This is a genomic window from Hirschia litorea (assembly GCF_042665075.1).
GTDB lineage: Bacteria > Pseudomonadota > Alphaproteobacteria > Caulobacterales > Hyphomonadaceae > Hirschia > Hirschia litorea.
This window is the reverse complement of record NZ_JBHTBR010000002.1, coordinates 650,331-668,657: the sequence shown is the minus strand read 5'-3', so window position 1 is coordinate 668,657 and position 18,327 is coordinate 650,331. Positions and strand designations below refer to the sequence as shown.

At 44.2% G+C, this 18,327-nt stretch carries 14 protein-coding genes; 11 read left to right on the top strand and 3 right to left on the bottom strand.

From position 1 onward, the window contains the following. Positions 1-322: 322 nt before the first annotated feature. From ACFQS8_RS03170 to cobA, 7 genes are all read left to right on the top strand, one after another. Positions 323-1,621: a CmpA/NrtA family ABC transporter substrate-binding protein gene (locus ACFQS8_RS03170; RefSeq protein ID WP_382166578.1), complete on the top strand. Its 1,299-nt coding sequence runs from the start codon at positions 323-325 to the stop codon at positions 1,619-1,621. A gap of 111 nt (positions 1,622-1,732) precedes the next feature. Then, on the top strand, positions 1,733-2,845 hold the full coding sequence (locus tag ACFQS8_RS03165) for an ABC transporter permease (RefSeq protein ID WP_382165630.1): 1,113 nt from the start codon (positions 1,733-1,735) through the stop codon (positions 2,843-2,845). A 14-nt stretch (positions 2,846-2,859) separates the two neighbouring features. Next, positions 2,860-4,581, top strand: coding sequence for an ABC transporter ATP-binding protein (locus ACFQS8_RS03160; protein WP_382165628.1), 1,722 nt, complete (start codon positions 2,860-2,862; stop codon positions 4,579-4,581). A 66-nt stretch (positions 4,582-4,647) separates the two neighbouring features. Further along, positions 4,648-7,089, top strand: coding sequence for a nitrite reductase large subunit NirB (nirB, locus tag ACFQS8_RS03155; RefSeq protein WP_382165626.1), 2,442 nt, complete (start codon positions 4,648-4,650; stop codon positions 7,087-7,089). A gap of 5 nt (positions 7,090-7,094) precedes the next feature. Next, entirely contained in the window at positions 7,095-7,427 is a 333-nt protein-coding gene (gene nirD / locus ACFQS8_RS03150) for a nitrite reductase small subunit NirD (RefSeq protein WP_382165624.1), read from the top strand. An 8-nt stretch (positions 7,428-7,435) separates the two neighbouring features. Beyond that, a complete protein-coding gene (locus ACFQS8_RS03145; RefSeq protein WP_382165622.1) occupies positions 7,436-10,150 on the top strand; it encodes a nitrate reductase in 2,715 nt (904 codons plus the stop codon). Further along, entirely contained in the window at positions 10,147-10,908 is a 762-nt protein-coding gene (cobA, locus tag ACFQS8_RS03140; RefSeq protein WP_382165620.1) for a uroporphyrinogen-III C-methyltransferase, read from the top strand. Before ACFQS8_RS03145 ends, cobA begins: the two co-directional genes overlap by 4 nt. A gap of 112 nt (positions 10,909-11,020) precedes the next feature. On the opposite strand, the gene ACFQS8_RS03135 is transcribed toward cobA, so the two are convergent. From ACFQS8_RS03135 to ACFQS8_RS03125, 3 genes are read right to left on the bottom strand one after another with little or no spacing between them, the layout of a single operon-like run. Continuing rightward, positions 11,021-12,286 carry a CmpA/NrtA family ABC transporter substrate-binding protein gene (locus tag ACFQS8_RS03135; protein ID WP_382165618.1) on the bottom strand — a complete coding sequence of 422 codons (1,266 nt, stop codon included), beginning with the start codon at positions 12,284-12,286 and terminating at the stop codon, positions 11,021-11,023. An 18-nt stretch (positions 12,287-12,304) separates the two neighbouring features. Further along, positions 12,305-12,952 carry an ANTAR domain-containing response regulator gene (locus ACFQS8_RS03130; RefSeq protein WP_382165617.1) on the bottom strand — a complete coding sequence of 216 codons (648 nt, stop codon included), beginning with the start codon at positions 12,950-12,952 and terminating at the stop codon, positions 12,305-12,307. Further along, positions 12,936-14,174 carry a hypothetical protein gene (locus tag ACFQS8_RS03125; protein ID WP_382165615.1) on the bottom strand — a complete coding sequence of 413 codons (1,239 nt, stop codon included), beginning with the start codon at positions 14,172-14,174 and terminating at the stop codon, positions 12,936-12,938. Before ACFQS8_RS03125 ends, ACFQS8_RS03130 begins: the two co-directional genes overlap by 17 nt. A 511-nt stretch (positions 14,175-14,685) precedes the next feature. Between ACFQS8_RS03125 and ACFQS8_RS03120 the strand changes: the two genes are divergently transcribed. The 4 genes from ACFQS8_RS03120 (at position 14,686) to ACFQS8_RS03105 (ending at position 18,163) form a co-directional block, all read left to right on the top strand. Continuing rightward, entirely contained in the window at positions 14,686-15,606 is a 921-nt protein-coding gene (locus ACFQS8_RS03120; RefSeq protein ID WP_382165613.1) for a hypothetical protein, read from the top strand. After that, complete coding sequence (locus ACFQS8_RS03115; RefSeq protein ID WP_382165611.1) at positions 15,603-16,775, top strand: GNAT family N-acetyltransferase; 1,173 nt, start codon at positions 15,603-15,605, stop codon at positions 16,773-16,775. The genes ACFQS8_RS03120 and ACFQS8_RS03115 overlap by 4 nt, the downstream gene beginning before the upstream one ends. A gap of 57 nt (positions 16,776-16,832) precedes the next feature. After that, a complete protein-coding gene (locus tag ACFQS8_RS03110; protein ID WP_382165609.1) occupies positions 16,833-17,384 on the top strand; it encodes a pseudouridine synthase in 552 nt (183 codons plus the stop codon). 86 nt (positions 17,385-17,470) lie between these two features. Then, the gene (locus ACFQS8_RS03105; protein WP_382165607.1) at positions 17,471-18,163 is read left to right on the top strand and encodes a nitroreductase family protein; all 693 of its coding nucleotides are present in this window, start codon (positions 17,471-17,473) and stop codon (positions 18,161-18,163) included. Positions 18,164-18,327: the final 164 nt, after the last annotated feature.

The following is an 18,327-nucleotide window of genomic DNA, read 5'->3' as shown; positions in this document are numbered from 1 at the left end:
CCACATATGTCGCTGTCCGCCGAGGGACGCGATTCGTATCTCAAATTACAATCTAAGTAATTGTAATTATGTAGATTATCTCGAATTTCTGTTCAAATTTAAAAACTGCGTATTTGCCGCAAGTTTTATACCCCGGTTAGGAATACCCATGACAATTGTGTCTATAGAAACTGCTAGTTTAAATCCGTCTAAGCAATTTGGCATTCGTCGACTATGTGTAGGCATAGCATCATTCACAACACTGATATTAGCAGCTTGTAGTGGCGAAAAACCTGCCACAACAACTGAAGCATCACAAAATGCATTGGTCTCCACAGATTCAATGCTTCAGTTGGAAAAAACTGATCTTAAGCTTGGGTTTATCAAGCTCACCGATATGGCTCCGTTAGCTATTGCGTATGAAAAAGGCTTTTTTGAAGATGAGGGGCTGTACGTAACCATTGAGCCTCAAGCGAATTGGAAAGTTCTTCTTGATCGTGTGATTGATGGTGAATTGGACGGAGCTCACATGCTTGCCGGCCAGCCGATAGCGGCGACCATTGGTTATGGTACGAAAGCGGAGATCATTACACCTTTTTCAATGGACCTAAATGGTAATGGCATCACAGTGTCAAATGAAGTTTGGGCAGAAATGAAACCTCATATTCCGAAAATGGATGATGGCCGCCCCGTACACCCAATTAAAGCTGACTATCTAAAGCCAGTCGTTGAGAAGTTTAAGCAAGAGGGTAAGCCATTCAACATGGGGATGGTGTTTCCGGTATCGACCCATAATTACGAGCTAAGATATTGGTTAGCTTCCGGTGGGATACACCCAGGATATTATTCTCCAGACGATACATCTGGTAAAATTCAAGCGGACGCTTTCTTGTCAGTAACACCACCGCCCCAGATGCCTGCCACGTTAGATGCAGGGACTATTCACGGCTATTGCGTCGGGGAACCATGGAACCAGCAGGCGGTGTTCAAGGGCATAGGGGTTCCGGTAATTACTGACTATGAAATCTGGAAAGATAATCCCGAAAAAGTCTTTGGAATAACTAAAGAATTTGCCGAAGCTAACCCAAACACAACTCTTGCGCTGACAAAAGCACTCATCCGTGCAGCAATGTGGTTGGATGAAAATGAAAATGCCAATCGTGCAGAAGCTGTAGAGATTCTTTCTCGCTCCGAATACGTGGGTGCAGATGCAGATGTCATTGCAGCTTCTATGACAGGTACTTTCGAATACGAAAAAGGTGATAAACGGGAAGTCCCTGATTTTAATGTCTTCTTTCGCTACAATGCGACCTACCCATATTATTCAGATGCTGTTTGGTATTTGTCACAAATGCGTCGGTGGGGTCAAATTTCTGAAAGCAAGTCAGACGAGTGGTATGACGAGACTGCTAAAAGTGTCTACCGACCTGATATTTATTTAGAGGCTGCAAAGTTACTTGTTGAGAATGGACAAGCAAATGAAGCAGATTTTCCTTGGGAAACAGATGGTTACCGTCCTCCAGTCAATGAATTTATTGATGGGGTAACTTACGACGGTCGTACGCCGAATGCTTACCTTGAAAGTTTCGATATCGGCCTGAAAGGTACGCAACGCATCGAAGCCTCCAAGGTCATCGAATAGTGAATGCAGACTAAGATTTAACATGCGGGTAAGGCAAATTCAGTTTTGCCATACCCGCAAATTCCAAAATTCACCAGTTCTGCTGAACGGTAATACAACGGATTTGACACTATGAGTCTTGCTCAACCTATTGAAAAGAAATTAGATATTTCTAATGAAGGTGCGCCAAGCGCGGCTGAATTAAAAGAGGCCCGCAAAGAACGTATATTCACTGGCATCAATAAAGCTTCGAAATTTCTTGACGCGATCGGCTTATCTTGGATTACGCCAATCCTTATGATTGCGGCTGGTGATAATCCAAGGGAGCAGGGAAAAGCGCTCTGGATGCGTTTGGGTATTCCAATTCTAGCGTTGCTGATTTTTATGTTTGCTTGGGCGCAGTTGGCACCCACAGTTAAAACGTCTTTGGGGGCTATTCCTGGGCCGTCTCAAGTATGGGAACAGGCGCAAGTTCTTCATAAAGATCATGTGGCAGAAAAACTAAAGGCAGATGCTTTCTACGCTCGTCAGGATACGCGCAACGAGGCTTTAGTAGCAGCTGGTCGAGGTTCAGAGGTACGAGATCGAATTTATACGGGAAAGCAGACCTATTATCAGCAGATATGGACAAGCTTAAAAACAGTATTTTTCGGATTTATTCTCGCGACTATTATAGCTGCACCTCTTGGAATTATTATGGGTATGTCTCCTGCGATGAGTGCTGCATTTAACCCAATAATTCAAATATTTAAACCTGTTTCTCCATTGGCGTGGCTACCTATTGTAACAATGGTTGTATCTGCGACAGTGGCGACAGACGGCAATATGTCCAAGTCATTTTTGACTTCAGCTATTACGGTAACCTTGTGTTCGTTATGGCCAACTTTGATCAATACAGCTGTGGGTGTTGCATCTATCGACAAAGACCTTGTGAACGTAGGTAAGGTTTTGAAATTGGATGCATGGACCAAAGTAACAAAGCTTGTGCTTCCATCTGCATTGCCGCTGATCTTTACAGGTATGCGCTTGTCTCTTGGTGTAGGCTGGATGGTGTTGATCGCCGCAGAAATGCTGGCTCAGAACCCTGGTCTTGGAAAATTCGTCTGGGATGAATTCCAAAATGGGTCATCTCAATCCCTAGCGAAGATCATGGTTGCAGTGCTGACGATCGGTATTATCGGGTTCATTCTCGACCGCTTCATGGCCGCGCTTCAAACGATGTTCACTCACTCAACTAACCGCTAATATTGGAGGCTGTTATGGCGATACTTTCGCTTAAAAATGTATCCAAATGGTATGGTGATGTACCTGATCGTGCAGAGATACTTAAAGATGTGAATCTAGAAGTGGCCGACTCTGAATTTGTTGCCATTCTAGGGTTTTCAGGATCGGGAAAAACTACACTGATCAATTTGATCGCTGGGCTCGAATTTCCTGATGCCGGCGAGGTTTTTAGTAAAGGCGAGAAAGTGGAAGGGCCAGCCCCTGATCGCGGGCTTGTTTTTCAAAGCTATTCATTAATGCCGTGGATGACAGTCAAAGAAAATGTCGCCTTGGCTGTGGATACTGTTTTTAAATCAGAATCCAAAAAACAACGTGAAGAACGCACTTTACGTTATGTTGAAATGGTAGGGCTTGGGCACGCCACTGACCGCAAACCATCCGAGCTTTCTGGTGGTATGCGCCAACGTGTGTCTGTGGCGCGTGCATTAGCAATGAGTCCAGACATTTTGCTGCTTGATGAGCCTTTATCTGCTTTGGATGCGCTAACGCGTTCAAAACTTCAGGACGAGATCACAGAGATTTGGGATCAGGAAAAAAAGACTGTTGTTCTCATCACCAATGATGTGGATGAGGCAATATTGCTAGCAGATCGGATAATTCCGCTAAACCCAGGACCGAATGCATCACTTGGACCTGATTTCCTCGTTGATATTCCGCGTCCGCGTGACCGCACCAAAATGAATGAAAGCGCAGAGTTTAAAAAGCTTCGCAAAGATGTCACAGCCTATCTTATGGGCGTGGGCGCAGCTTCCAAAACAGAAGGTGAAGAACCGCCTTTACCAAATGTTGTGCCGATAACTCAGAAACCACCAAAGGTATATGAAGACGCTTCCAAAACGTCTGGATTACATGAAGATAGATACCTAGAGTTTTCTCAAGTCTGTAAGGTGTATCCTACCCCTAAAGGACCGCTAACAGTTGTTGATGGATTTGATACTCTGGTGAAGAAGGGTGAGTTTATTTCCATTATAGGCCACTCAGGGTGTGGAAAATCAACAGTACTGACAATGGCAGCTGGTCTAAATGATGTATCCAAAGGCGGTATCATTCTTGACCATAAAGAGGTTGCATCTGCCGGACCAGATAGGGCGGTTGTGTTTCAATCTCCATCTTTATTTCCATGGCTGACTGCCAAACAGAATGTCGCTATCGGAGTTGATAAAGTTTACCCAGATGCAAGTCAGGCTGAACGTGAGCAGGTTGTCGAATATTATCTCTATAGAGTCGGACTAAAAGACTCGATGAACAAGCTGGCTCAGGACTTGTCAAACGGTATGAAGCAGCGCGTGGGTATTGCGCGAGCATTCGCACTTAGTCCCAAACTGCTCTTACTTGATGAGCCGTTTGGCATGCTCGACAGTTTGACTCGCTGGGAGCTTCAAGAAGTTCTGATGGATGTCTGGCAGAAGACCAAAGTGACCGCCATGTGTGTTACGCATGATGTGGATGAAGCCATTCTGCTTGGTGATCGTGTGATCATGATGACGAATGGTCCCAATGCCCGTATCGGTCTGGATATGCGTGTGGATATTGAACGTCCTCGTACACGTAAGGCGTTGCTTGAACACCCAGATTATTACGACTATCGCCAGCGCGTTCTCCAGTTCCTCGAAGATTATGAAGGCGGCGCAAACCCGACGCCCCCAGCTGATGAATCAGAGCCGGATGTTAAAAAGGAGAAAGAGGATGCAGCGTAAAATCATGTTCTCATATCTCGATAAAAAACATTCAGTTAACTCGAATATTGAGACAGGAGCGTTTCAATGAAACCTAGACTTGTCGTTATAGGGAATGGCATGGCCCCAGGCCGTGCACTTGAAACCCTTTTTGAAGCTGCGCCGGACGCATACGAAGTTATTATCTTCAATGCAGAACCGCGCGTGAATTATAACCGCATTATGCTCTCTCCAGTCCTCTCCGGTGAGCAGAGTTTTGATGATATCATTATTCATGGTGATGGCTGGTATGAAGAGCATAATATAACGCTTCATCGCGGTGCCCGTGTGACGCAAATTGACCGTGAAGCTAAAACCGTCACCTCAGCAGCTGGCATAACCGAAAGCTATGACAAACTGATAATTGCGACCGGATCTAACCCGTTCATTATTCCATGTCCGGGACATAAGCTTCACGGCGTTTTGGCGTATCGCGACCTTGATGATGTTGAGAAAATGATTGAGTTTTCCAACAAAGAAAATTCAAGCGCTGTTGTCATCGGGGGCGGGTTGCTCGGGCTAGAAGCTGCGGCAGGCCTTAGAATGCAAGGCATGGACGTGACTGTGTTGCACCTCATGCCAACATTGATGGAACGTCAGCTTGATCCGTCCGCAGGATATCTTCTTGAGAAAGAATTATCTTCTCGCGGCATCAAAATCATGACGAAAGCCAACACAAAAGAGATTGTTGGAACAGATTGTGTTGAAGCGGTGCTACTCGAAGATGGCACGAAACTAAAAGCCGATATGGTCGTCATGGCTGTAGGTATTCGTCCAAGTGTTGATTTGGCCAAAGAGGCAGGGCTAGATACTGGGCGCGGAATTCTAGTTTCTTCAAATATGCAGACTTCTGATCCAGACATCTATTCAGTTGGCGAGTGCGTCGAATTCGAAGGCAATGTGTATGGACTTGTCGCGCCGCTATATGAGCAAGCGCGTGTTTTAGGCATGCATTTGGCCGGTGAGGCTGATCATGCATTTTCCCACTCTGAAACTTCGACAAAACTGAAGGTAACAGGTGTTGACCTTTTCTCTGCAGGTGATTTTGCCGAAGGCGAAAATCGCGAAGAAATTGTTTTCCGCGATGCTGCTCGCGGTATTTATAAACGTTTAGTTCTTGAAGAAGATCGCCTTATCGGGGCCGTGCTTTACGGTGAAACCTCAGATGGTGCATGGTTCTTCCAGAAGATTAAAGAAAGTGCGGTTATAGCACCTGAAGAACGTGAAAATCTTATCTTTGGTCAAAGCTTTTCGGGAGCAGCACCGCTGGACCCCATGGAGGCCGTTGCAGCCTTGCCGGATGATGCAGAAATCTGTGGCTGTAACGGCGTATCAAAGGGAAAAATTATTTCTGCTATAGATAAGGAAGAACTTACTGATATTGCAGGTGTGCGAGCTTGCACAAAGGCATCTTCGTCTTGTGGAACTTGTACGGGTCTTGTTGAAAAATTACTTGCATGGAAACTAGGGGATGCGTTCGAAGCGAATGCGGTGCCTACAGTATGTAGCTGTACTGACTTAAGTAACGACGATGTGCGTCGTTTGATAATTTCAAAAGAACTGAAATCAATACCAGCTGTTATGCAAGAGCTGGGTTGGAAAACTTCTTGCGGATGTGCAAAATGTCGCCCTGCGCTGAATTATTACCTCGTCTCATCTTGGCCGGGTGAATATGTTGATGATGCGCAATCACGTTTCATTAATGAACGTGTACATGCCAATATTCAGAAAGACGGAACATATTCTGTTATTCCACGAATGTGGGGCGGCATGACTACATCCAATGAGCTACGCGCTATCGCAGATGTAGTCGATAAATTCCAAATCCCAGCAGTGAAAGTCACTGGGGGACAACGCATAGATATGCTGGGTGTCAAAAAGGATGATCTACCAGCGGTTTGGGATGATCTGAACAAAGCGGGAATGGTGTCTGGGCATGCATATGCCAAAGGCCTTAGAACTGTCAAAACGTGCGTGGGTACAGACTGGTGTCGTGTGGGCACTCAGGATTCGACAGGCTTGGGAATCAAGCTTGAACGCATGATGTGGGGATCATGGACACCTCATAAAATCAAAGTAGGTGTATCGGGTTGTCCGAGAAATTGCGCTGAGGCAACGTGTAAAGATATTGGCGTTATTTGTGTGGATTCTGGTTATGAGCTTCATTATGCCGGTGCCGCCGGTATGCATATTCAAGGCACTGTAATACTTGCAAAGCTACAAACTGAAGAAGAAGTTTTGGAGTATTCCGCTGCTCTACTGCAACTTTATAGAGAGCAGGCATGGTATCTGGATCGCATTTACAAATGGGCTGAGCGGGTTGGTCTCGAAAAAGTAAAAGAACAAATCGTAGATGACGAGGAAAACCGAAAAGCCCTCTACGCACGTTTCTTATATTCTCAAAAATTCGCTCAAATTGATCCATGGAAGGAGCGCGCCAGCGAAGGCGTATCGTCTCATGAATTTAAAGCGTTGGAACCAGCGGAGTAATGAAGATGGACGGCGATATTATTGCGACAAAGTGGATTGATGTATGCGCTCTTGAAGAAATACCAGTAAGAGGAGCACGGCGCATGAAATGGAAAGGGCTTGAATTGGGTCTTTTTCGAACATCAGCGCACGAAGTTTATGCCATAGACAATGAATGTCCTCATAAAAAAGGGCCTCTTAGTGAGGGCATAGTGCACGACACGGGCGTAACTTGTCCTCTTCACAATTTTGTAATTGATCTTCCAACAGGCTTGGCAAGAGGTGCTGATGAGGGGTGCGTTAAAACATTTGCAGTTGAAGTTAAAGATGGGCGCGTGCTTGTTGAAGTAGGAGCATAGAGAAAGGTATGCCCTTAGAAGAAAGCCTTGCCTCAAAACTAACTGGAACGCGTACAACTTGTCCTTATTGTGGGGTCGGTTGCGGCGTAATTGCAAATCCGTCAGATGATGGTCAAGCCGCTGACATTCAAGGCGATCCAGAACACCCCTCTAACTTTGGTAAACTTTGTTCAAAGGGAAGCGCGTTGGGGGAAACACTTACACTTGAAGAGAGGCTTTTAGAACCAGAATTAGAAGGCTCTAAAACAGATTGGAACTCAGCACTAGATAGAGTGGCAGGTAAGTTTCTTCAGACCATTGCAGAACATGGGCCAGACAGCGTCGCGTTTTATGTGTCGGGGCAATTGCTTACTGAAGATTATTACGTAGCGAACAAGCTTATGAAAGGCTTTATAGGCTCTTCAAATATAGACACCAATTCTCGCTTGTGCATGGCGTCTTCGGTTGCTGGTCATAAAAGAGCTTTTGGAACGGATACTGTTCCAGGGTGTTATGAAGATTTGGAATTGGCTGACCTAGTTGTACTTATCGGTTCTAACTTCGCTTGGTGCCATCCAGTTTTGCATCAGCGCTTATTGGCTGCAAAAATTGAACGGGGAACCAAGATTGTTGTTGTTGATCCACGAGATACGGCGACCACAGATGCAGCAGATCTTCATTTGAAAATTAAAGTTGGAGGAGATGTTGCCCTTTTTAATGCGCTATTTGCTTATCTCGCCAATTCCAACGCTTACAATGATACGTTTGTAACGGACCATACAAATGGACTTGGGAGTGCATTGGAAGTTGCTTCCAGTTTTTCAATGGATGAAGTCGTGGAAGCTACTGGTCTTACCATTGAAAATATAGAGACTTTTTTTGAATGGTATGAAGAAACATCGAGAACTTTAAGTATATATTCTCAAGGTGTAAATCAGTCTAGTTCAGGTACAAATAAAGTAAACGCAATTATCAATTGCCATTTGATTACTGGCCGCATTGGTCGACCGGGTATGGGCCCATTTTCTATTACTGGACAACCTAATGCAATGGGAGGAAGGGAAGTCGGTGGACTAGCTAATCAGCTTGCCGTGCATATGGATTTTGAACCAGAGAGTTTGGATAGGGTAAAGCGTTTTTGGAAAGCTCCAAACCTTACTCGAGGTCCAGGTTTGAAAGCCGTAGATATGTTTGATGCTGTCCATGAAGGTAAAATAAAAGCGCTCTGGATAATGGCTACAAACCCAGCTGTTTCGATGCCAAACGCTGCCAAAGTTAGGGATGCTATAGAGAAATGTCCATTTGTAGTAGTCTCTGACATTGTGGAGAATAGCGATACTTTGACATTGGCCGACGTGAAATTACCTGCAACAGGTTGGGGAGAAAAATCGGGAACGGTTACAAACTCAGAACGGCGAATATCGAGACAACGTAGTTTTTTGAAACCACCTGGCAACACCAAGCACGATTGGGAGATCATTTGTGAAGTAGCACAGCGAATGGGGTTTAATGGATTTAGTTTTCAGAACCCATCAGAAATATTTCGTGAATACGCGCAGATGTCGACGTTTGAGAACAACCAATCCCGAGATTTTGATATTGGAAAGTTTAGCGAAGTTTCGTCTTCCGAATATGATCAAATAAAACCTTTTCAATGGCCGAAGACTGGGAATGCGGAACAGGACACATCTGCCAAAAGGTTTTTTGCAAATGGACAGTTCTTTACGATTGATAAGAGGGCGAATTTTGTTCCGACCCCAGTACGTTCGGCTATAAACCTAATTGATACAGAATTTGACCTCGTTCTGAACACTGGCCGTATCAGAGATCAATGGCATACCATGACTCGAACAGGAAAAACTCAACGCTTGTCGACCCATATTGGTGAGCCTTACGTTGAAATCAACCCAAAGGATGCTCTGAGACTAAATCTCAAAGATGCAGATGTCGCTGTTGTCAGCAGTAAATGGGGGAAGGCTTACCTAAGGGCGATTGTTACTGATCGTGTATCTCAAGGAAATGTTTTTTCTCCGATACATTGGACACGCAGGTATGCATCTAGGGCTTGTATAGATGAAGTAACCAGTCCAGCTCATGATCCGACCTCTGGTCAACCCGAGCTTAAATACACACCTGTAAACATTCGTAAAATGGAGTTGGAATGGTGGGCCTATATTGGGACTATGAAGGAAATAGAGCCTTCACAATTATCTGGCGCTGTTTACTGGGCGATATCGCGCCGTGGTGACGGTTGGGCCGTTGAGTTAGCGGGAGATACTAGCACTGGTGATTTATCCCATTATTTGAAGTCTTTAACATCAAAATTTCCTGACAGCGAAATTATATCATTTGAAAATTCAGTGAGCAAAGAGTTTCGGTATTCTGAGTTTAATTCAAACCAACTGCAAGCAGCTGTTTTTGCTTCGTTTAATGGTCCAGTAGAAGCTGACCGTACATGGATTGGTCAAAATATAGGTAAAACACTCTCACAGGAAGAAAGACTGAGAGTGTTGGCTGGTCGACCTCCATCTGGCCAAGTTAGTGGTAAAATTGTGTGTTCCTGTATGGGGGTAGGATCAGGTGAAATACTACGGTCGATTCAAGCCGGCGCTAATACAGTAGCTAAAGTTGGTGAACAGACGTGCGCTGGGACGAACTGCGGTTCCTGTAAGCCGGAGATAGCGGCGATGATTAAAGTCCAATCCGAAGTTTCAACTAAAATGAATTTGGAAGCTGCAGAATGATGAAATCAAAAGGAAAATTAACCCTGATTGGGTGCGGTCCGGGGGCTGCAGATCTCCTCACGATGCGCGCAGTATCTCGTATACGGTCATCCGATATTGTATTGTATGATCGCTTAGTGAGTCAGGAAGTTTTGGAGCTAATACCAGAGAATATCGAGCGTGCTTATGTCGGTAAAAAGCCGGGTGATGGGGGCGTTCAACAAGGAGAATTAAATCAATTAATTCAAAGAAGTGTGCTTAAGGGATTGAAGGTCTCGCGTCTGAAGTCAGGTGACCCCATGATTTTCGGACGTGCTGCTGAAGAGATAGCAGCGGCAAGTATTGTAGGTGCTGAAGTGGAAATAGTGCCGGGAGTTACAGCAGCATTAGCTGCAGCTTCAGAAAGTGTTATCACAGTTACAGAACGTGCTGAATTACAGAGCTTTATTGTTACAACAGGTCGGGCTGCAGATGCTGATACTTCACCTGATTGGGCTAAGATTGTAAGACCGGGAGTGTGTGTGGCTTTTTACATGGGGGTAGCACAAGCATGGAAAATTCAATCAAATCTGATGATTGCGGGTGTACCAGCGGATGCGCCTGCTGATTGGATCGAGAATGCCGGTACAGATAAAATGCGGAATGTCAAAACTGTTCTGGGTCGGTTAGCGCATGATACAACGGAACAGAAGGTTCAAAATCCAGCGATTTTATTGATCCGATACCCTTATAGCCTTCAAAATGAAGCACGCCAAAAAGCAAGTATGGTATCCTTATGATATCAAGCATATAGTCGCCTGCTTTCGGAAAGGTTGAGGCGTTTAACACTTGAGATGGCTTCAAGGTTTCGGGGTTTTGCTATATTGCTTGGTGCCACCTTATGTAGACCTGTTATTCTACCTGAGCTGGCATTTTGGAAGTTTTGAACTCATCATCTGTTTGAAAATTAAGAATGTATTCTTCTGGCTGTTGAGGATCAAAAATACGTCCATCTATAAAATTATCTGCTCCCATCGCAATGGCTTGAGAAGCGCTATTTAATATCCATGCGTGGTGGTTTGAACCTTCAATTTTTTCATCAATTAAAGGGGTGGCTACGTTTAATTCCAATGCAGCTTGGCGATAAACATTTGGACGGAAAGCTAGACGTGCGATTTTATCAAAATCAATATTTGATGAAATTTGGTTCCAACGTACCATTTGCGTAAGAATCCATTTTGCTTGAGAGACCCATGGGAAATTAGCTGCATATCTGTGAAAGATATTGAAATCGGGCATATCTCTTCTTAAATTTCCACCCGTTTGACGGTTCTTTCCAGTAAGGGAGGAGAGAATATCTTGGAGTGGGGCATCTACATATTTTGAAGAGGATATTAATTGGGCGGCTTCCACTCTATTGTCTTGGTGGTCCAACCAGATGGATGCTTCCAGCAATGCTTTGATAAGGGATTGATGAATATCTTCATTGGCGTCCGCCCATTGGGATCTAACAGCGAGTACTTTTTCGATATGACCAGCCCAAATCTCTGAAGATGTGATTAGCGTATGACCAAGTCCTGCAAGAGCGGCGGCAGTGTTCCATGGTTCTCCTACACAGTAGCCGTCTATTTCTTTCGCACGCAAACTGTCCACCATTTGCGCTGGGGGCACAACAACAAGTTCGACATCTTCGTCTGGGTCAATCCCAGCAGCGGAAAGCCAATAGCGTAATTCATATGCATGCATTGAAAAGTGGTATACGTGAGCAAAGACAAGCTTTGGTTGGCCTGTAGCTTTCCGTATTTCGACGACGTGTTTAAGCCCCTTTGCTGATAATGGGCACTGCAGCATGGATTCGGGAGATATGCTTTGCATATGGCGCAGGAGGCTGTTGGATACAGTAATGGCATTGCCGTTTAAATTAAATGCAAAGCCAGTTGTGAATTGTCCAGGATAGGGACCTAGTCCGGCTGCAGATGCGACGACCATGGGCGACAACATATGTGCTGCATCGATCATTTTATGCGCTAAGCCATCTCGCATAGCAGCCCATGATTTGTAACGGATAAGATTTACATCCAAGCCATGCTTTTCAAAAAGACCATGTTCTTTGGCAACAGCGATCATTGCGCAATCGGAAAGGCGTGCAAACCCAATATTGATAGCTGGGGTGTTCATAACTGTTTTCCTTATAGCTCAATCATCAAGCAGGCTTAAAATAGCGATGATATTCTCAGCTACGTCTTTAAGCGGTGTGCCGCGTTCTTGAGACATGGTTCGCATGGCGGCATAGGCCTGATCTTCGGTCATGTCTCGCTTATGCATGAGCATGCCTTTGGCTTTTTCTATGACCTTCCGAGCGGCTAGGTCATCCTTTGTCTTTTTGAGTTCACACCTCAAATCGTTCATAACTTTGAAGCGAGCTATCGCGACATCAATAACAGGCTTTACACGTTTAGGCGTTAGGCCATCGACAACATAAGCACTTACGCCCGCATCAATGGCTTGTTGAAAACCCTGAGGATCTTCTTCTTCTACAAACATAACGATGGGTTTGGGGTTGTTCTGAACAACAGTTCTTAAACTCTCAATAGAATCCCTATCGGGTGAATAACAGTCCATGATTATAACGTCAGGTTTTATAACTGCGATCAGGTCTAAAAGCGCACGTCCATGAACTTTGCTCGCGGTATGTACGAGCGCAGATTCCGTTAATCCTTGTTCTACCAAGGTTGCACGCTTTGGATTGTCGTCGATGAGCAGTACCCGCAAGAGCGCAGGTGGCTGTTTAGCCATCTGCGCCTTTGCATTTTGAATTGCTGTATCTTTAGAATGCGAAGTCAATTGAGACCCATAATTTTGAAGTGTCAGTGGCAAAGTCATCTGCACTATAATTGGAGTATTTGAGTGTAAATTTGCTTTTGTTTACGCTGGCTGAGGCTACAATGTTAAATTCTGATCCATAGTCAGCGGCACCTGTGTCCGCAGAATAATCGTGGTAAAAACCAAGAATGTTGACACCCTTAAAAATGGCTAAATCACCAAATTTGTAACCGACTTTGGCATACAAATCTTCAATACCATTTGTTGGTGTTACTAAGAATTTATCGCTCCATCCTTGAAACTTGTGAAGCGTAGCGAATGGTGTGTTAAAAGCGCGTTGATCATCGCCGCCTAATACCTCATAGCCGCCGCCAAATACAAATCCGTTGACAGCATAAGCAGCGTCCACAAGATAATAATCGGCGGAATAGTCGAGGTTAGATGAACCGTAATCTTCCTGCTGTGCGTAGGATAAAGCGTAATTCACCTTACCTTTGCCTAACTCCTTTGAACCTGCCAAGCGAGCACCGATTGTTTGAGAAGATGCTACCGCCGCTTCATCAGCATCTATAAAATATGCGAAGCCTGTGAGTTGACCAATTGGAGAGGGGTGGGACAAATTGAATGCGTAGCTATCGCCCGTCCACTTACCTGCAGCGCTTTCTTCACCAAAAATACGGTTCACGCCTGTAATATAAGCTGCGTCTATTTTCAATTTTCCGAGGCTGGAGTTAGTCACACGAAGAGCGTCAAAAGTTTGCTCATTCTGACGCCATCCAACATTTCCGATAAAACGTGAATCATCCATAATTATGCGCTGGCGACCCAATACGATTTTGGTATCGGGGAGGGATGTGTTTGTTAATTGAATTCTGTTGAGTTCAGTTGTGTTGGGATCAACTACAACTGGGTAACCCGACTTACCGTTCGTGGTGGAGTTAAAATCATCAACAACGTCTTGGATATGATCGAAGTCTATTAAAAAGCTAGTGTTTTTGTATTCACCAGTCTCTAACCCGGCACGGATTCTGTAGGTTAAAGCATTCGCAGAATTATCAATTCCATCTTGATCTACACCTTCATACCTGACACGGAAATCTAGGTTGGCTTTAGTTGCTTCCAATGCTTGTGCAAATGTATTGGTCTGGGATGTCTCCGCTTGGTTTTCTTGTGCATAAGCGTGAGTTGTTAAGGTAGAAACAAGAAGGGTTGTTATGAGGCAATTTATACGTCGCGTTGTCATGAGAATATCTCGGAAAAGATGTACCGCTGAGTGTCAGAAAGACTTAACGGTAGAAGGGAAAACTGATTTCAAAGCCGAGGGCTTGAAACAAATGAGAGTTTGTTCAGCTTCTTCGCTCCATCTAATCCCGACATCGGGCTGATGCTTATGCATCGTCGTCTGCGACTTGCGTGATATAAGGGAGCCATTCATTTTGACTATCCGTCAAAACTATCTCTGTTCTTGAACAAAGAAAGTGTTTCGGTGACGCGTGAACGCGCAACAAATTGAGACTAACGCCCAAATTTAAAGCGCTAATTTGATTGCAGACTAAACAAAACGACGGAAATGGGTGCGATCAAACGTTTGATGGATATATGATATAGAAATGCAATTCCTACGTTGATAGATTTGGGTTCAAAATTGCGCTTTTGTTTGGCACAAAACTCGCATAATGGCGTATGCGAAAAAGTGTTGGGAAGAACTCTATTATCGTCTATGGCGTTCGCTGAATAGGAAACAGGATAGTATTATGCGTTTTGACTGGCCTGAAGATACACCAGAAAAATTCTCACACGAAATTATCAGTGCTAAACATGATTGGCACAAAGATGAAAAATTCTCTGATGACGGAATTGCAGATCTTTTAGATCGCTACCCTCGTGAGAATTTGGGGTTATATTCCTTTCCCGATCATGCCGAGGGTCGCGTGAAAGCCATGCATGGACGAGCGTTGGATTTATCAGGAGCGGAACTGATACGAGCAGTAAAAAAGGGACGCATTTGGTTAAATCTTCGGGCTGTGAATAAATATCTGCCAGAATATGAAGAGATAAAACAACGTCTATTTTCAAATCTGGACTCGGCAGCACATATCAAGACGTTAAAGCAAGACGTTGGCGTGCTGATTTCATCCCCTCATATTCATGTTCACTATCATTTAGATATACCGTTGGTTTGTTTGGTGCAGTTGCGCGGTGAAAAGACGGTCTATCTCTATCCTGCGAAAGCACCATTTGCGACAGCAGAACAAATTGAAGCTGTTGTGTTGCGAGAGCAAGAAGAAGAAATGCTCTATCAACATGGATTTGAAGACTATGTGGCTAAAATTGACATGAAGCCGGGGGATGCGATCACTTGGCCGCAAAACGCGCCTCACCGTGTTCAAAACAGCGACATGATGAACGTTTCATTGTCGTGTGAATATATGACTCCAACAGCCTTATTAAGGGCGAATGCGCTTTATACAAATGGCGTGTTGCGTCGATCCATGGGGATGGATGCAACCTTACCTAAAGGTGGCGGCGTTGATTTGCTTTCAAAAGCTATTTTAGCGCGTGGTATAAAGTTGTTTCGAAAAACGCCTGATAAACAAATCACACCTATTACTTTTGAAATAGATAAAAACACACTGGAAGTGACACCGTTGCAAGAAATTGTAGCTGCAGAATGAGCTCCCAAATATCTAGTGATTTAACTTATGTCGTAAAACGCGTTCCCGAACTGAGTGACAAAGAAATTCAAGATTGGGAAAACTTACGTCTAGCAGATCCTGTGTACTCGACAGCGTTATTAACGTTTGAATTTGCTAAAGCGATAGCTAGCAAACGTGATGATGTTCGTGTGGTGCTTATCAAGTCAGGAGCCTTACCGGTTGGCTTTTTTTGCGGTCATGTGCGACCTGGTGGATTGGTAAGACCAGTCGGAGCTCCGTTTGATGACTATTCAGGACCTATTGTTGCAGCTGGGTATAATCTTGAGCTTGCAAAAGTTTTGGAAGCGCTGGGATGCCATAGTTATCGTGCGAGTGCGAGCGTTACACCAATAGAGACAGTTGTGGATACTAAGGTGTCAAATCCAGGGCTTTCATATGTTGTACAATTAGCAGACCAAACTGCAGCGGACTATTTAGCGTCGAGATTTAAAGAGAACCCAAAACGTCACAAGAACTTTCGTCGTTTAAGTCGGAAGATGGAGAAAGATTTTACGCAAGTTGAACTTCGTTTTGGTGCACCCAGCAAGGAAAGTCTCAAACAATTATTTGATTGGAAAAGCGCTCAATTTCAGCGCAGCGGCTTAGTTGATATTTTGTCGACATCATTTAGTCGCGAGGCGTTGGATGCTTTCGTGGAGTTACCGTTTTCTGAGGCATCTCAATTTGGTGGATACTCTACGGAAATATGGGTCGATGGAAAATTTATAGCTGGTCATTTTGGTGTAAGGGCAAAATGTGACTTTCATCCTTGGATATCAGCTTATGATCCAGGTTTTAGCGAGTCGGCACCGGGTATTGTGCTGCTGTATCGTGCAATTGAAAAAATGGATGAAATGGGTTTGAAAACCTATGACTTGTCAGGTGGACACGACCATTACAAAAAGTATTTTGCACAACCAAAGAGAAAAATTGCAGACTTTCAAGTTTCTCGAAAAACGCTTATGGGAAACCTTCAAGCGACGAGTTTCAATTTTTGGAATATGTTTGGCACAACGGATGAAACGTCTATCGCCTTAAGGATGAAACGTCGTTTCGATCATATTGCGACATGTGAACCAAATTCTGCCAGGCGATTAAAAGAAGTTGGAATTGCTTTCCGAAAGCGCGGGAAAACCCATGTAGAATAGGTGTAATTCGACTAAAGCGCTCTTGTCGCGTTTGCATCGAATATGGCATGCAGAGATATGTCCAAAATAATACTATTCAATAAACCCTTTGATGTTTTATCTCAGTTTACCGATGCTGGGTTGTCGCAAACAACTCGCAAAACTTTATCCGAGTTTATCAATGTGCCGCAGGTGTATGCCGCTGGTCGCTTAGATAGGGATAGCGAAGGGCTTCTCGTCTTAACGGATGATGGGAAGCTCCAGCAGCGCATAAGTCACCCCAAACATAAGATGGAAAAATGCTATTGGGCGCAAGTCGAGGGAGAACCGAGTGAAACGGATCTTAATTTGCTCCGGCAGGGTATTGTTCTGAAAGATGGTCTGACAGCTCCATGCAAGGTCCGAAGAATTGAAGAACCAGCCCATTTGTGGCCGAGAAACCCGCCGGTCCGATATCGCAAAAGTGTTCCAGATTGTTGGATTGAGTTGACCATATCCGAGGGTAGAAACAGGCAGGTACGAAGAATGACGGCTGCGATAGGCTTCCCAACTTTGCGGTTAATTCGATACAGGGTTGGAAGCTGGACGATTGATGGGATTGAAACTGGAAAATGGATAGAGAGCCCATAAAATTGAATTTATGATTTTCTCGCTGAAATACTTCCAACTGAGGGCGTGGGTTTTATGTCGCCAAGTCTAAATGGGAATTATCTAAAATGATCAACAAACAAGATTTTAAATATCAGCCATTGGCACTGCCAGATAGGTTCGATTTTGCAGATACTGAAATGTTGGCTAGAACCCAAGCTTTTTACGACAATATGAAGCGGCGGCACACTGTTCGCGAATATAAAACGACGCCGGTACCTGTGAGCGTTATTGAAAATGCTATTCGAACAGCAGGGACGGCACCATCTGGCGCTAACCATCAACCCTGGCATTTCGTTGCGATAAGCAATCAAAAAATCAAAAAGAAGATTAGGCTGGCTGCTGAAGAAGAAGAAAAAGCGTTTTATGCAGGAGGTGGCGGAGATGAATGGATTAAAGCTTTAGAGCCCATCGGTACTGACGAATCTAAACCACACCTAGAAGACGCGCCTTGGTTGATAATTGTTTTTGCTCAACGATTTGGTCATTATGAAAATGGTTCAAAGTATAAAAATTATTATGTACCTGAAAGTGTTGGAATCGCCACTGGGCTACTCATTGCGTCCCTACACCAAGCTGGGTTGTCTATGCTCACGCATACACCCAACCCTATGAAATTCCTCAATGAATTATGCGGACGACCGGAACATGAAAAGCCAACTATGATCTTAACAGTTGGTCACCCCAGCGATGACGCTGTTGTTCCAGCAACGGCTAAAATAAAAAAATCGTTCAAAGAGATCGCTACTTTTTTAAGTTAGATAATTGATAGCAGTGGCATATTGGAATTCAGACTTTATCCCGCATGATAAGTTAATAAATTTGGTGAGAATGGTTTGCTCATGTATGGTTAAACTAATTTACTAACTCTATCTAAGGTTAGCAAATTTAGCTGAAAAAGTAATAAATGAAACAATGTTTACTA

Coding starts and splice junctions, on each gene's coding strand:
- ACFQS8_RS03170 (WP_382166578.1), top strand. CDS start 323: ATGCTTCAGTTGGAAAAAACTGATCTTAAGCTTGGGTTTATCAAGCTC.
- ACFQS8_RS03165 (WP_382165630.1), top strand. CDS start 1,733: ATGAGTCTTGCTCAACCTATTGAAAAGAAATTAGATATTTCTAATGAA.
- ACFQS8_RS03160 (WP_382165628.1), top strand. CDS start 2,860: ATGGCGATACTTTCGCTTAAAAATGTATCCAAATGGTATGGTGATGTA.
- nirB (WP_382165626.1), top strand. CDS start 4,648: ATGAAACCTAGACTTGTCGTTATAGGGAATGGCATGGCCCCAGGCCGT.
- nirD (WP_382165624.1), top strand. CDS start 7,095: ATGGACGGCGATATTATTGCGACAAAGTGGATTGATGTATGCGCTCTT.
- ACFQS8_RS03145 (WP_382165622.1), top strand. CDS start 7,436: ATGCCCTTAGAAGAAAGCCTTGCCTCAAAACTAACTGGAACGCGTACA.
- cobA (WP_382165620.1), top strand. CDS start 10,147: ATGATGAAATCAAAAGGAAAATTAACCCTGATTGGGTGCGGTCCGGGG.
- ACFQS8_RS03135 (WP_382165618.1), bottom strand. CDS start 12,286: ATGAACACCCCAGCTATCAATATTGGGTTTGCACGCCTTTCCGATTGC.
- ACFQS8_RS03125 (WP_382165615.1), bottom strand. CDS start 14,174: ATGACAACGCGACGTATAAATTGCCTCATAACAACCCTTCTTGTTTCT.
- ACFQS8_RS03120 (WP_382165613.1), top strand. CDS start 14,686: ATGCGTTTTGACTGGCCTGAAGATACACCAGAAAAATTCTCACACGAA.
- ACFQS8_RS03115 (WP_382165611.1), top strand. CDS start 15,603: ATGAGCTCCCAAATATCTAGTGATTTAACTTATGTCGTAAAACGCGTT.
- ACFQS8_RS03110 (WP_382165609.1), top strand. CDS start 16,833: ATGTCCAAAATAATACTATTCAATAAACCCTTTGATGTTTTATCTCAG.
- ACFQS8_RS03105 (WP_382165607.1), top strand. CDS start 17,471: ATGATCAACAAACAAGATTTTAAATATCAGCCATTGGCACTGCCAGAT.